Origin of the sequence: Paenibacillus sp. KN14-4R (assembly GCF_052180255.1) — a bacterium.
Classification (GTDB): Bacteria; Bacillota; Bacilli; order Paenibacillales; family NBRC-103111; genus Paenibacillus_AM.
In genome coordinates this window covers 3,411,528-3,425,338 of record NZ_CP197466.1, presented here as the reverse complement: position 1 = coordinate 3,425,338, position 13,811 = coordinate 3,411,528, and the positions used below count along the sequence as shown (strand labels likewise).

Below are 13,811 nucleotides of genomic sequence, written 5' to 3'. Positions count from 1 at the left end.
AGAGGACTGCCCCCAATGTCAACGACTGAAGGGCAGTCTTTTTAGCGCTTATAGCGATTGACAACTTTAGATGCAACCCATACAATGGTTTTATTTTCCAAAAAAATGAATAAGAAAGGCAGGTGCGTACGATGCAAAATCAAGCGAAAGAATCAACTCGACTATGGACGGTTTATGTATGGTCATTAAAGTTTGTAAAGCCTTATCTCGGCATTCTGATACTTCTGGTTATAACCAACATCATCTTTTCCGCCTCAGAGCTTGTGATCCCGAAGTTCATTCAATTCTTCATCGATGTCATTCTACCAAGCCGTGATTTGGATTTATTTTATTATTTAATTTTATTGCTCACAGGTCTAATTGCGCTTGGACTACTGGCCAGTTTACTTCGAAATTTACTGCAAAGGCATTTACAAGAAAAAGCTGCTAGAGACGTACAGTTTACGATATTTCAACATTTACGTAAGTTAGGATTTTCTTACTATGAGCAAAATTCAGTGGGTCAAACGTTATCTCTATTGAATACAGAAGTAGCGTCTTTACAAAGTCTGTATCGGGATCATTTTCCATGGTTAATCAACTATTTCATTTTTTCAATTATTTCTTTGGCCATGATGGTCACTACAAGCGTACACTTGTCCATAATCGTTGTTCCTTGTTTCTTTCTTTACTACATATTTGGTCCAATGTTAGAACGACAAGCATCTATAACGGGTAAAGAGATGTCGAGAAATCGAGTTGCAGAGAATCAGCAAGTATATGAAAGTATCTCTTCTATATCGGAATTACGCGTGTTTGCAGCAGAGAAATGGGACTTAGATCGATTTATGAACAAGGTATCGGTTTTCAATTCGAGTATGATAAAAACTTACTGGTATGCTTACTTACGTGGAACGAATCGACGGTTGACTTATTATATTGGCGGTATCGCGATTTTTATATATGGCTATTACTTGGTGCAGTGGCAAGATCTAAAGGTGGGGGAGTTCGTTTCCTTTCTTCTTCTATATTTCGTTGCCATGCATAAATTAACCATTGTTGTTACCAACATTACGGAGCAGAAAGTGTTGATGCATCAGATCGATCGGTTGTATCAATTTATACAACTAAAACCTCAAGTCAGTGAAGATGAGCAGCCTCTTCATTTATCCCGTGTTCGCGGCGAAGTCCGTTTTGACAAAGTCTCTTTTGCCTATCATCCGAGTCAGCCTATTCTACAGCACTTTGATTTGCGAATTGTACCTGGGGAACGTGTTGCCTTGGTAGGAACGAGCGGGAATGGGAAATCGACTGTCTTAAAGCTGCTTGGACGCTTTTATGATCCTCAAGAAGGACAAATTTACATCGATGATATCCCGATCAATCAGTTATCTTTTTCCTCATTAAGACAATCTCTGGGTTATGTGTTTCAAGAATCCTATATGTTCGGTTCCTCAGTAAGGGAGAATATTAAGTTTGGTAAACCAGAGGCATCAGAGGAAGAAGTGCTTGCAGCTGCGAAAGCAGCATATGCCCATGCGTTTATTACAGCTTTTCCAGATGGCTATGACACGATAGTAGGAGAAAGAGGCGTGAAGCTTTCAGGAGGGCAGAAGCAAAGGATCGCGATTGCAAGGATGTTGATCCACAATCCTTCTATTATTTTGTTAGATGAAGCAACTTCGGCACTTGATAACGTAAGTGAAAATGAGGTTCAGAAGGCTTTTCGTCATGCATTTCAAGGAAAAACAGTGATTGCAGTTGCACATCGCCTTTCGACGATTGAAGATTTTGATCAAATTGTTGTTATTGATGGGGGACAAGTTGTAGAAGCGGGAACTCATCAGGAATTAATCGAAGCCAAGGGAGCTTTCTACCAGATCAAAGTTGGTCAGTCAAAAGAACAGGAGGCAAACGATGAATAACTTGAGATGGCTATGGAGCCATATGCGTAAAGCTAAAGGGTTGTTGACACTCTCCATTGTTCTAATGGCCTTAGAAGGAACATCCAATTTAGCCTCCATTTGGCTGCAGAAAACGATGATTGATGATGTCTTCTTAGGTGGGGAAATGGGGCGCTTCTGGCCAGTCTTGTTCCAAATTGCAGCGGCATATCTGATCTACTCGCTACTGTTTACTTTTGGTCCGCACGTGATTCACCTGACTTGTGCCAAAATAAGAGCTTCGATGAGCAGTGAACTGATGCAACGCATGTATCGTTTGCCAATTGAAAGATTACAAAATGAACGAACTGCAAATTATGTGTACAATTTTACAGATGATATCAAGATGAGCGCTCATTTTGGTGGGATGTATTTCCCGCGTGTGATGCAGTATGTATTTAGCTTGGTCGTGATTACAGTTGCTATGTATCAGGCAAATTTGCTGATGTTAGGTGTTATGCTAGTCTTTACATGTCTTTATACGGTATTAGGTAAAATATTTGCTCTACCACGTAAGAAAGTGGCAGGGGAAGTCAATCGGAACAAATCGGATCTCATTGTTCATCTTGAAGAAGGAGTCTCGTCAACCAGAGAAGTGATCGCTTTCCATAGACAAGATTGGGAAAGTCGAACCTATTCAAAGAAATTCCAAACGTACTTTCAGAGCGTCATGAAGGAAGGAAAATTAATTAATAAGCAGATGCTATTTAGTGATCCTCTAAAGTGGGGGGCGGTATTATTTGTCTTGTTGTACGGGGGTAAGCTGGTTCTCTCAAATGAGTTGTCAATTGGGATGTTTGTAATTACGTATCAATTTACGACTCGAATGCTTGAATCTTTTAACGAGATTTACTTAGCTATTATGAGTCTTTCGAGCAGAATGTCTTCAATAGAGCGATTGCGTGGTGTATTGGAAGGGGAAAGTATTCAAGAAGGGACACTTACGTTACATGCACCGATTGAGAGGGTGGAATTTGATCAGGTATCGTTTAAATATGGGAAACAAGATGTGTTGAAGCGGTTAAATGTGAGTCTCCTTGCAAGGCAGAAAACAGCGTTCGTTAGTTCAAGTGGTGGAGGGAAATCTACGGTAGCAAGTCTGCTAGTTCGTTTTTTTGAACCAAGTGAAGGAACGATACGAATTAACGACCTTCCCTTACAAGATATTCAGAGGAAAGAATGGATGAATAGGATCACACTTGTGTTTCAAGATCCTTATCTGTTCCCTGATACGGTTCGAACGAATCTTCTCCTAGGTAGTGAAAAGATATCTGAGGAAAAGATGCATGAAATTTGCAAAGCGATGCTGATTCATGACTATATCATGAGTCTACCTGAAGGGTATGACACGGTTATTGGAGAACGAGGGGTAACTCTATCTGGGGGTCAAAGGCAGAGGCTTGCTTTAGCAAGAGCGGTGCTACGAGATACCGAGGTGCTTATTCTTGATGAGGCGACCTCTGCACTGGACATGGAAACTGAACGACAAGTACAAGCGAATCTGGACCGCCTGCGTCAGGGGCGAATTACAATTATTATCGCGCATCGTTTATCTACAATACAGAATGCGGATCACATTGTTGTTATGGATCAAGGTACTGTTGTTGAACAGGGTAGACATGGAGTGTTACTTGAACAACGATCTGTCTACTATGATCTTGTACAAAAACAACAGGATCGTCTTTTGGAACTCCAAGATGTCATTTGATAGATGACTATTATATGTGATTGGTAGCGTTGACATTGGACAGGCCGAATGATACGATTTTACTATTAAAAATAGATAGACATTCAAGGAGGATTTCTTACATGGCAGAGCGTTTAGTAGGTAAACAAGCTCCAGATTTCACAATGGAGACAGCTTTCGGAGACGGTACAGGCTTCGGAAAAGTTTCGTTGTCTGATTATGCAGGCAAATGGTTAGTATTATTCTTCTACCCACTAGATTTCACATTCGTATGCCCAACTGAAATTACAGGTCTAAGCGCAGCGACACCAACACTTAGAGATATGAACTGTGACGTATTGGGTGTATCTACAGATAGCATTCACTCTCACCGTGCATGGATCAACACACCAATCGACCAAAATGGTCTTGGTCAGTTGAACTTCCCACTTGCTGCTGACTTGACTAAGAAAGTAGCGCGTGACTACGGTATATTGATCGAAGAAGAAGGTATTGCACTTCGTGGATTATTCATCATCGATCCGCATGGCGAATTGAAATACCAAGTTGTTAACCACAATGATGTAGGTCGTTCTGTTGACGAAACGCTACGTGTATTGCAAGCTCTACAATCCGGTGGATTGTGCCCAATGAACTGGAAACCAGGCGACAAAAACCTTGAAGTGAAGTAATTTCATTTCTTGGACAAGCCCTTCATTCGTCAACCGACGGTGAGGGGCTTTCTTGGTTTTTTTGCTGAAATTTGTTATGGTAATATGTGAAGGTGTTAAAGATGAAGTAATAGTGAAATGGAACGCGCATAGGAGGAATGACAATGGAAGCTCCAAACCACTTGAAGTATACACCGAATCATGAATGGGTACGGTTAGAAGGAAATCGTGCGGTAATTGGAATTACGGATTTTGCACAAGAGGAACTTGGCATGATCGTATTCGCAGAGCTCCCGCTTTTGGGGGATGTCTTGAAGGCCGGGGAACCATTAGGTTCAACGGAATCAATCAAGACGGTTACCGAGGTTCTTGCACCGCTTTCCGGTAAAATTGTAGCTGTGAATACATTGTTAAGCAAGATACCTTCGAAAATTAATCAGAGCCCTTATGAGCAAGGTTGGTTAGTTGAGATGGAATTGCAAGATTCAGCAGAGTTAGAAGAATTATGGGATGCAGCCAAATATGCTGAGGTTTATGGACACGAATAAGATCGAAAGAAAAGAGCGAGCGCTAGCCAACCGGTTAGACGCTTTTTCTTTATTAAAAAGGTTATTTATGTTAAAATAATATTAATTCTAAAAGATTTAGAATTAAATAATTTCTATGAGAGATAGGGAATAGGGAGGCATAATCATGCGAACAGCAAAAGATATTATGGTCGATAAAGTGATTGCAATCTCGAACAACGCCCAAATGAAAGAAGTTATGGAAGTACTAGTTGCTAATCGCATAGGTGGGGTTCCGATTGTCGATGATGAACATAAAGTAGTTGGATTCATTAGTGATGGAGACATTATGAAACATATAGGAAGTCATGATCAATTTGTAATCGATCCAATGGGTTTCACAGGTATTTGGCTGGATCATCAAGCATTGGGAGACAAGCTTCAGGAGCTTGCCCAAGAGCCCGTGATGAATATTGCGACACATCGTATTGTCAGTGTGGATGTGGACACAATTGTAGAGAGGGTCGCTGAAATACTGGGTAAACGGAAGATTAAGAAAGTACCTGTCTTGGAAAATGGTAAGCTGGTCGGTATTATCAGCCGTGGTGATCTTCTTCGCAAGGCGATGGAGAATAGTAGAGCTTGGCAAGTGTAATTTTCTAGGATAGGAGCCATGCGGGGAAGTCGCATGGCTCTTTTTGATAGGATTTATTTTAACAACTGCTCATACTTGTTCATGTACTTTACCACAGCTAAGACAAAAGTAGCATGCGACCAAGTGAGTGGTGCGACGGAAACAGGTTCACCTGTAAGTGGATCAAGCTGCTCAGGGAGAATGCCGCTTTCCATGGCATGGCGAACGACCCATTCCAAAGTACGGAAAGGTGACTCGAGATCAGCCATATTTTTCGCACACTCGATTTCCCATTCTGCTAACCAGAGGGTGCAGATGATCCACGGATTCCCTGGTATTCGCTCAATGTCGGATGAACGCTGGAAGTAATAGTCATGCGCATATCGGGCGATGCCACCAATCTCTGTTTGGATGGTGAGCCCATCTTTAATCGCACGCATCGTGGAGACAACACGAGCATCATCAGCAGGGAGTACACCGAACTCAAAAATACCATACACCGAGCTTTCCAATGTCATATCTTTGACCCATTTGCCATCTTCTAAATAAAGCCCACGCACGAAACGCTTGGCCTGATCATCCCATAGATGCTGAAGTATGCCTGATTTCAAACGTTCGGCTGTATGTTTGTAGCGTTTGCTGCGTTCATCGTCTCCGAATAGGGCGCAGAAATTGGAGGCTGCTAACAAACCGCCATAGACGGCTGAAACCGTGAACGTATAAATCCCATAGCGTTCCTCCCACAAGTCATAGCTTGGAAGAGGTAGATTTAGCTCTTGATTGACATACTCCGCTAAGAACCCAGCCGCTTTACGAACTAAACTGTGATATAAAGATTGAGCTAGTTCAATGGAACCGTGCTGCTGGTAATCCTCCCAAAGTGCAAACAATACCAGGGCTGTCTCATCTTCTTGGATCGGTAAGCGAGGCTGGCCCGCATGTATATAAGGATGCCAAGATGAGCCGACAGTTCCGTCAGGGTTATACTTATGGTGCAGATAGCCTTCAGCGGATAATGCATTTGCGCAAAAATGATAAAAAGGCGTCACCATCCCAGAGTAACCTGCTTTGGACATGGCGTAGGCAATTAAGGCGCCATCCCGAGGCCACATATAGGAATAATGGTCTCGATTGCTTTGCATGATATCGGAATCGTTAGCAGCGATAATCGCTCCACCGGTATTCGTCTGGGTACGAACGATGAGCAGACTATGTTTAAATAGACGAATCATCTCTGGTGTCAGATTACCGTAATGTCGTTCTTCTTTATTCGACCAACGCTGCCAGAAGATAGCGACGCGATCTAACAGCTTGCCGGGATGGTTCTCTTTTACATAGGAATCAAGCTTCTTTACTTCCTCTAACGTTCGGCCTGCTGTCATCCAGTAATAGATAGTGTGCTCACCTTGAATGGGAAGTTGATGCTTCAAGGATAAGGTTGAATCAACAGATCCTTGGGCAATCGTATTTCCCATTAAGTGCCCATCTTCAGCATCCCGCCATGTTCCTTCAGCGTTATAAAATCTTTTTACCCCAGTTGTGTATTGGTAGATCCCTTCACTGCCCGTTGAACCATTGAACATGAAGTAATTGTCTTTTTTATAATGAAAAATGGTGTTGTTGTACGGGTAATAAGCAGCTGTATCGCCGATCTCTGTTTCATTAATGAGAAGATCTTGATTGAAAAAGAGACGAACCTCACGCTGCGCATCGTGGTGATTGTGCAGCGTTATGCGTTTGATATAGATATGGTCACGTTGATGCACGCCATCATGAATGTGTAGGGTGAGCCCTAATTGATCATTTGTAGCGGTTACATCTGTAACAAGTGAATCCTCGATGTAGGACAATTGAAATTTCCACTCGGGTGCATTGAGCCAGGAAAAAGCGCCGTCCACCCAGACACCAACCCGGCACTGGTACCCGCCAATATGATTAAGCTGCCCAACATAGGGGTAGTACAGATCACGCATATAAGTGTTACGGTCGAGATTGATTAACAATTTTCCGTTTCCAATTACGAAATGTCTCGGCAAAATATCACGTCCTCACTATCATCAATCCTATGAAACTACTATTTCCATATGGCGATCATATTAAACGTTTGTGGGTAATGTCGGGAGATGGTCTTGGTAAATTTGAATCGTTTTTTGGGCGAAATGAGACCACACATACCGATATTGTATGGTATGTTTGGCGGCATGGTGCAATTCCAAATATATATCAGAATGTGTAAGTAGATGGATGATCGCATTGGCTAGGGCATGGCTATTTCCAGCAGGTACATGCCATCCATCTACACCGTGTGTAACGATATCAGTAAGACCACCGACACTACTGATTAGGGGTGGAATCCCATAAGACATTGCCTCCAAAGCAACGATACCGAATGGCTCATATAAAGATGGAATGATACACAATGAAGCTTCATTAAACAATTGCTGTTTGGTCAACTCGTCAGCCCAACCTACGAAGCTGACATGCTTAAATATAGGTTGAGCTTGCTCGCGTAATTGCGATTCCATAGGGCCAACACCAGCGATGCACAGGTGTAGTTCTGGGAAGTGTTTGATTAAAGCAGGCATGGCATCAAGTAAGATGTGGATGCCTTTTTCATAGACGAGCCGACCCACGAACAGGATGTTGGGGGTAGGGGGAGCGGGTGGCTCAGTTGGTAGAGAAGTGATAACAGGTTCTGTTGAGATCCTAGATGGTATGTCCATCCCACAGGGGATGACGGTTATGCTCTGTGGGTGAACGCCGTGGACGGACGTAATCTCCGTCCGCATCGCTTCGCTGCACACAATGACGTGTGCAGCCGAATGCATGAGCTGGCATTCCAGCTCATGAATCCATGTGGGCAGGCCAGGTTCCAGCCTGCCGAACCTGCGTCCATGTTCCGTGGCATGGACGGTTGCAATCAGCGGGAGCTGCAAGGCTCCCGCTGACTGACTGGCTGCGTGGAACACGAGCCAGTCATGGGCATGGATGAGGTCGAACGCCTCATCCGAGTCCAGCTTCGCGAGTCGCTGTGCGAGCGCGAAGTTCATTTGCATCACCCGATCCCAGAAGTGGATGGGATCGGGTGATGCAGGAACCCGGACGCGGTGCACATGCACGCCGTCCAAGGTTTCCTCCGCGGGGGAGCTAGGAGCGGTGCATGTGAAGACATGCACCGTGAGGCCTTGCCCCGCGAGGTGCCGCGCCAAGTCGGAGACGGCGCGGCCCAAACCGCCGACGATGTGCGGCGGGTATTCCCACGCGAGCATTGCAAGGCGAAGCGGCCCTTGGCGGCGGCGGGGCGAAGCAGGTAGGGTGCCTGAGTCTCGGAGCACTTTTTCGCCTATATACGCATTCGCATTTTCACTTACGATTAGATTGGAACAGGAATGGTTCTCTCCTTCTCCATACCACGTATACGCCGAAAATTGTCCCGTCCCCTCATACTCTTTTTCTAATAATTCAAATGGATCAATGGGGTATGAGCTTAGTTTCTGCTCCCAACCCACCCGAACCATTAAAGAACGTTCAAAAGGGACAAAATTATTTTCTGAATGATAAATACCCCAATCCGCTGCATAGCAGCGTCCATCATATAGCTGTGCAATAAAGCGCTCGCCCGAGGGCGCATGTTCCTGCCATTCATACATGAGAAAGGGGCGCGGGGGGGATGCCAGGCAATCGGTGACATCATAAAGTCTTATAGTAGGGCGAGCCTGAGGCGAGCTTATGTGATAGTGGGATTCTATCTGATGAATCGTAGAAATTGGAATATCCCAACTGATCGATAGCGTTCGCGAATGTGAATATAGTAGGTTAATCGTCATGAGGTTCACCTAATTGGCTATTTTTGTCTATTTTATCATAGACACAAAAAAAGACCATCCCACATAAATGGGTATGATCTTCAATCATATGAATGGTTTAAGGTGACGTATGATTCATGCTATAGGGCAGTTTGGTCATCCGGACCAATGAATCATATACATTCGTCGAAGTCAGGATGGCCTCATAATCGGTTCGTTGTACATGATCATAGGTTTGCGTCTGCCCAGTGTGATATTGCACGATCATCCGCGCGGAATCTTCATCGTACTGCACGCATGCAATTTGTTTGGATACAACTGGGATCATCTGCATGTAGATCCTCCTTTTCGATGTCAATGCCTACCCATATATATGTAATGGAGCGTCTATTTAGAATGGTTTAGTGAGGAACAGCAGCTAAAAGCGAGATGATATAAATTCTATATCAACAAAAAAGAGGAATTTTCCATTGTTGTCTCGAATACGATTCCTGTAAACTAATAATAAAACCATACTCTTTTTATGAGCTTTTCTTAAGGTGATATTTAGAATTTATGCGTTAGACGATATAAATTCGATGTCACGAAAAATGGCTGTTATGACGAGGAGGGAATCACATGAGCTTTTGCTGTGGAGCAAGCATGATTGGAGCTAAGGGAACGCTAAAACACCTTCGGACCCATATTCATAATGTGCCTATCGTATTTTGTCCGGTCTGTCATCGTGTTGAAGTGCACTATATGGTCGAACATGAGTATGAAGTATTATCGGAATATGCTCATAGTGACGGGGCTTATGAAGTTGATTTTGTGGAGTATGTGGACCCTGAAGAAGAGGAAATCATGTTCGAGAATTGTATTAGTCACGAAGATGAGGACCCGGTTTTAGTGGTGCAGAATCAAATTGATATGGCACTCGATTTATTGTCAGTTGCTAAAAAAATAAATGATGAAGAGTGGGAAACCCAGTTGAAAAAGCGGCTGGCTGCACTAAGTGTAAGGCGTGGAAGACTGCTCAAGAAGGATCCTACAGTTACGAAGTCTACATCTACTAGAACGATCAACTAGGCCAATCGGCTAACATACAAGAAACCCATTGCCAACATTCAAATCGAATGTGTGCAATGGGTTTTTCATTTCTTCTAATTAGACTTGGCTTAGTATTTTGTAACTTTAACAGATTGCGTGATCTTTTTCCATTTATCTTTCTCAGCTGCTCTTGCGCTTTTATTGGTTTTACGATCAAGAAAGGCGATTTCACGCTGCAGCTTGAGGTAACTATTATAACGTTCTTTCGTAATTGTACCGCTTTGAATGGCAGCACGGATTGCACAACCAGGTTCTTTTTTGTGAAGGCAATCACTGAATCGGCATTGACTCGCCAATTCCTCAATATCCTCGAAAGCTTCTTGAATACCGGATTCGCCGTCCCACATTCCCAATTCTCGCATCCCAGGTGTGTCGATAATCATGCTTCCATTTGGCAACATAACAAGTTCACGGTGTGTAGTTGTATGACGACCTCTGTCATCATCTTCACGTACATCTTGAACTTCCATCATTATTTGCCCGGAAAGACGATTGACGATGGATGATTTCCCAGCACCGGATGATCCAAGTAAAGCGACAGTTTGACCGACTTCTAAGTAAGGAGCAAGTTGATCCATGCCTTCATCAATCAATGAAGAAATAACATGAATCGGTACGCCGATTGCAACACTCTCTACAGCCGTAATTTTACTTTCAATATCGTTACATAAATCGGATTTACTTAATACGATTACAGGTTGAGCACCGCTTTCCCAAGCGAGAATAAGATAACGCTCAAGTCTACGAATGTTAAAGTCGTTGTTTAGTGCGTTTACAAGGAATATCGTATCTACATTCGCAGCGACAATCTGCTCTTGTGGATTTGATCCAGCTGCTTTACGGGAAAATTTACTTTTTCGGGTAAGTATACCATGGATAGATGCTCGACCTTCTTCTTGGCGGGTTGTAATCGCAACCCAGTCTCCAACTGCAGGATAGTCTTCTCGGCCATCTGCAAGATGTCTCATTTTTCCGGTAACTTCAGCTAGTAAATCGCCTTGTTCGGTGTACAGCCGATACATGTGTTTGTGTTCAAGTGCCACTCGGCCAAATGTATAACCTTCATTTATATAGTGTGTCCCTGATTGATTAAAAAATGAACTCCAACCTAATGTCTGTAAAGTGTTAATAGTCAACTCAAATTCCTCCAATGTGGTTATCATTTTGATTGTCATGATCTGACCACAGAGGAACCCTCGTCTGAACGTAATATAAGTTGTTTATTTAAGCTTAATACTTGTCATTAGAGGGTATTCTGTGATCCTTTCGTTACCGCTGTGTCTACTGCAATTAAATTTGCCATAAAACATCCCTCCAAATTTTGTAATGGAATAACTACCTCATTCTAACATTTTCCGATGAAAATTGCGACTACCTTGTAGGTCTGTGTTATAATAATACGCGAGCGTCTTGGCTCCAGAGCGTGTCATAATGAAATACTATGTGAGGTGGAAAGATTGTTGCTTGTGCTTTTTAAAAAGCTTTTTGGAAAAAAACCGGACAAGTCTAATCATTCAGGTGCGAAATGGCCTGAACAAATCGTAGCACAAATACAGCTTGGCGATGAAACTCTGCGTAATCCTTTTATCGCTGAATATCAGGAGTATGTAGGCAAGGTTGCCAGCCGTTTTTGCAAGAAATATATAGATCCTGCTAAAGATCATGAGTACGTAATTGCGTTAGCTGCATTTAATGAAGCCATTCAAGATTATAATATCCATTCTGACCACGCATTCTTAGCGTATGCAGAATCAGTAATTGAACGTCGTCTTTTTGATTATATCCAGAAGAATTCACGTTATTCGGATCATATGAGCTATGACTCTTGGGATATACGCGGTAAAGAAGATGTAATCGGTTATGCGAACTCTTTTAATGAAGGGTCGAGTGTGTATGATACACCTCCAGGCCGCAATGAAAGACAAAGTGAAATACAGGATTTGGATCAAGTGTTGGAGCAATTCAATATTAGTTTCTCTGATCTGGTTGAACAATCTCCTGAAGATACAGACTCGCGTAAGCTGCTCTATGGGATCGGGCGCATATTAGCAAACGATCCTGCATTAATGCGATTATTGCTCAGTGAGCGTAAACTGCCTGCCAAGGAGCTTTTAGGCAATGTGAATGTGTCACGTAAAGTATTGAATCGTCATCAGTATTATATTATTGCAGTTGCACTTATCTATAATGGTCCTTTCCCTTATGTGCGAGAATACTTGAGGATGAAGCAGGATGCGTCATCTTCGCAAGAAAGGGGAGAACGATATGAATAAAGGGATCGTCGTAGAAATGGATGACAAAGAGCTCATCGTGCTCCTGCCGTCAGGCCAGTTCGATCGAATTTCAAAAGAAGATCGTCAATGCCAGGTTGGCGATGAAATTGTATATACGGGTTCTGTTACTGCAAAATCATCGATTAAAGGTCTAATCATTGCAATTTCAGGATTAGCCGTTGCACTTGTAGCTGCCTTTTTCCTCGTTATTAAGCTGCTAGGTTTATCATCAAGTGATGAAGTTGTGGCGTATGTCTCCCTAGATATCAATCCGAGTATTGAAATGGGTGTAGATGAGAGCGACCAAGTCCGCGTAATGAAGGGGCTGAATACGGATGGTGAACAACTAATAAGTACGCTCAAATATGAGGGCAAGCCACTTGAAGAAGTTACTCAACTTGTGCTAAATCAAGCGGAAAAGGGAGCTCTAGCAACGAAAGAAGCGGACATTGTAGTATCTGCGACTGTATTGAAAGAGAACTCAAAATTAAGTGATATTGTCCTTGCGACGAATGTGAAGAGCCAAGTTGTGAAGCATATTCAACAAAAACATGCTAAGGATGCTGAAGGTTTCTCTGTGCTTTGGTTTGCAGTGTCACCAGAGATGAGACAAGCTGCGATTAGCAAAAATATGTCGATGGGAAAATATGCGGTTTATTTGAAGTTAAAAGATGCAGGAATGAAGATATCTATTGATGATTATAGATCGAAGTCATTAACTTCACTGGCGAAAGAGAAGGAATTTGCAACGATTAAGAATTTGCTTGCTTCTAACCAGTCATTTAACAAAATGGAATTAAATCAGTTGCTAGAAGATGAAAAATCAGGAAAATTGGATCAAAAATTAGCTGATTTGCAGAAGAATGAAGCTTCTAAAAAACCGACAGGCACGAAGAAACCATCTCCTACGCCTACGTCAACATTGAAGCCTTCTTCCACTCCTACTGATAAGCCGACGAATAAGCCAACGCCGACGAATAAATCAACAGATAAACCGAGTGATAAGCCGACGGACAAACCGACTACATCACCGAATGAGTCGAATAAACCGACAGCAACACCGAAGCCACCGGTTTCTCCTAAACCACCAGCGAGCACTACTCCATCGCATAATAACGGCAATGGGGAAAGTAATGCTCCAGCAAGTGGAAAAACCAACTAATACGCCTCCGGCTGGGGGCTAATCCGGTTAAAAGAAAATGCCGCCTATCCCAAGTTGGGAAGGCGGCATTTGTTATATCTAT

General features: G+C 42.9%; 12 protein-coding genes. 8 read left to right on the top strand and 4 right to left on the bottom strand.

Annotated elements, in window-relative coordinates; genetic code table 11:
- Nucleotides 1-131 precede the first annotated feature (131 nt).
- From ACSBOP_RS16745 to ACSBOP_RS16725, 5 genes are all read left to right on the top strand, one after another.
- Nucleotides 132-1,904 carry an ABC transporter ATP-binding protein gene (locus ACSBOP_RS16745; RefSeq protein ID WP_442601656.1) on the top strand — a complete coding sequence of 591 codons (1,773 nt, stop codon included), beginning with the start codon at nucleotides 132-134 and terminating at the stop codon, nucleotides 1,902-1,904.
- Nucleotides 1,897-3,630 (top strand): ABC transporter ATP-binding protein, encoded by a 1,734-nt coding sequence (locus ACSBOP_RS16740; protein WP_442601655.1) that lies wholly within the window; start codon nucleotides 1,897-1,899, stop codon nucleotides 3,628-3,630. The genes ACSBOP_RS16745 and ACSBOP_RS16740 overlap by 8 nt, the downstream gene beginning before the upstream one ends.
- 101 nt (nucleotides 3,631-3,731) lie before the next feature.
- Nucleotides 3,732-4,280: a peroxiredoxin gene (locus ACSBOP_RS16735; RefSeq protein WP_442601654.1), complete on the top strand. Its 549-nt coding sequence runs from the start codon at nucleotides 3,732-3,734 to the stop codon at nucleotides 4,278-4,280.
- Nucleotides 4,281-4,423: 143 nt separating this feature from the next.
- The gene (gcvH, locus tag ACSBOP_RS16730) at nucleotides 4,424-4,807 is read left to right on the top strand and encodes a glycine cleavage system protein GcvH (protein ID WP_442601653.1); all 384 of its coding nucleotides are present in this window, start codon (nucleotides 4,424-4,426) and stop codon (nucleotides 4,805-4,807) included.
- 145 nt (nucleotides 4,808-4,952) lie between these two features.
- Nucleotides 4,953-5,420 carry a CBS domain-containing protein gene (locus tag ACSBOP_RS16725; RefSeq protein ID WP_442601652.1) on the top strand — a complete coding sequence of 156 codons (468 nt, stop codon included), beginning with the start codon at nucleotides 4,953-4,955 and terminating at the stop codon, nucleotides 5,418-5,420.
- A 53-nt stretch (nucleotides 5,421-5,473) separates the two neighbouring features.
- Here ACSBOP_RS16725 and ACSBOP_RS16720 read toward each other — a convergent pair whose 3' ends face one another.
- From ACSBOP_RS16720 to ACSBOP_RS16710, 3 genes are all read right to left on the bottom strand, one after another.
- A complete protein-coding gene (locus ACSBOP_RS16720; protein WP_442601651.1) occupies nucleotides 5,474-7,435 on the bottom strand; it encodes a glycoside hydrolase family 15 protein in 1,962 nt (653 codons plus the stop codon).
- A 60-nt stretch (nucleotides 7,436-7,495) separates the two neighbouring features.
- Complete coding sequence (locus ACSBOP_RS16715; protein WP_442601650.1) at nucleotides 7,496-9,226, bottom strand: glycosyltransferase; 1,731 nt, start codon at nucleotides 9,224-9,226, stop codon at nucleotides 7,496-7,498.
- Nucleotides 9,227-9,323: 97 nt separating this feature from the next.
- On the bottom strand, nucleotides 9,324-9,539 hold the full coding sequence (locus ACSBOP_RS16710) for a KTSC domain-containing protein (RefSeq protein ID WP_442601649.1): 216 nt from the start codon (nucleotides 9,537-9,539) through the stop codon (nucleotides 9,324-9,326).
- A gap of 284 nt (nucleotides 9,540-9,823) precedes the next feature.
- On the opposite strand from ACSBOP_RS16710, the gene ACSBOP_RS16705 reads away from it, so the two are divergent.
- Nucleotides 9,824-10,273 carry a hypothetical protein gene (locus tag ACSBOP_RS16705; RefSeq protein ID WP_442601648.1) on the top strand — a complete coding sequence of 150 codons (450 nt, stop codon included), beginning with the start codon at nucleotides 9,824-9,826 and terminating at the stop codon, nucleotides 10,271-10,273.
- A gap of 89 nt (nucleotides 10,274-10,362) precedes the next feature.
- Here the strand turns inward: ACSBOP_RS16705 and rsgA are convergent, their stop codons facing one another.
- Nucleotides 10,363-11,430 (bottom strand): ribosome small subunit-dependent GTPase A, encoded by a 1,068-nt coding sequence (gene rsgA / locus ACSBOP_RS16700; protein ID WP_442601647.1) that lies wholly within the window; start codon nucleotides 11,428-11,430, stop codon nucleotides 10,363-10,365.
- A 330-nt stretch (nucleotides 11,431-11,760) separates the two neighbouring features.
- On the opposite strand from rsgA, the gene sigI reads away from it, so the two are divergent.
- Nucleotides 11,761-12,567: an RNA polymerase sigma-I factor gene (sigI, locus tag ACSBOP_RS16695; protein ID WP_442604510.1), complete on the top strand. Its 807-nt coding sequence runs from the start codon at nucleotides 11,761-11,763 to the stop codon at nucleotides 12,565-12,567.
- On the top strand, nucleotides 12,560-13,729 hold the full coding sequence (locus ACSBOP_RS16690) for an anti-sigma-I factor RsgI family protein (RefSeq protein WP_442601646.1): 1,170 nt from the start codon (nucleotides 12,560-12,562) through the stop codon (nucleotides 13,727-13,729). The genes sigI and ACSBOP_RS16690 overlap by 8 nt, the downstream gene beginning before the upstream one ends.
- Nucleotides 13,730-13,811: the final 82 nt, after the last annotated feature.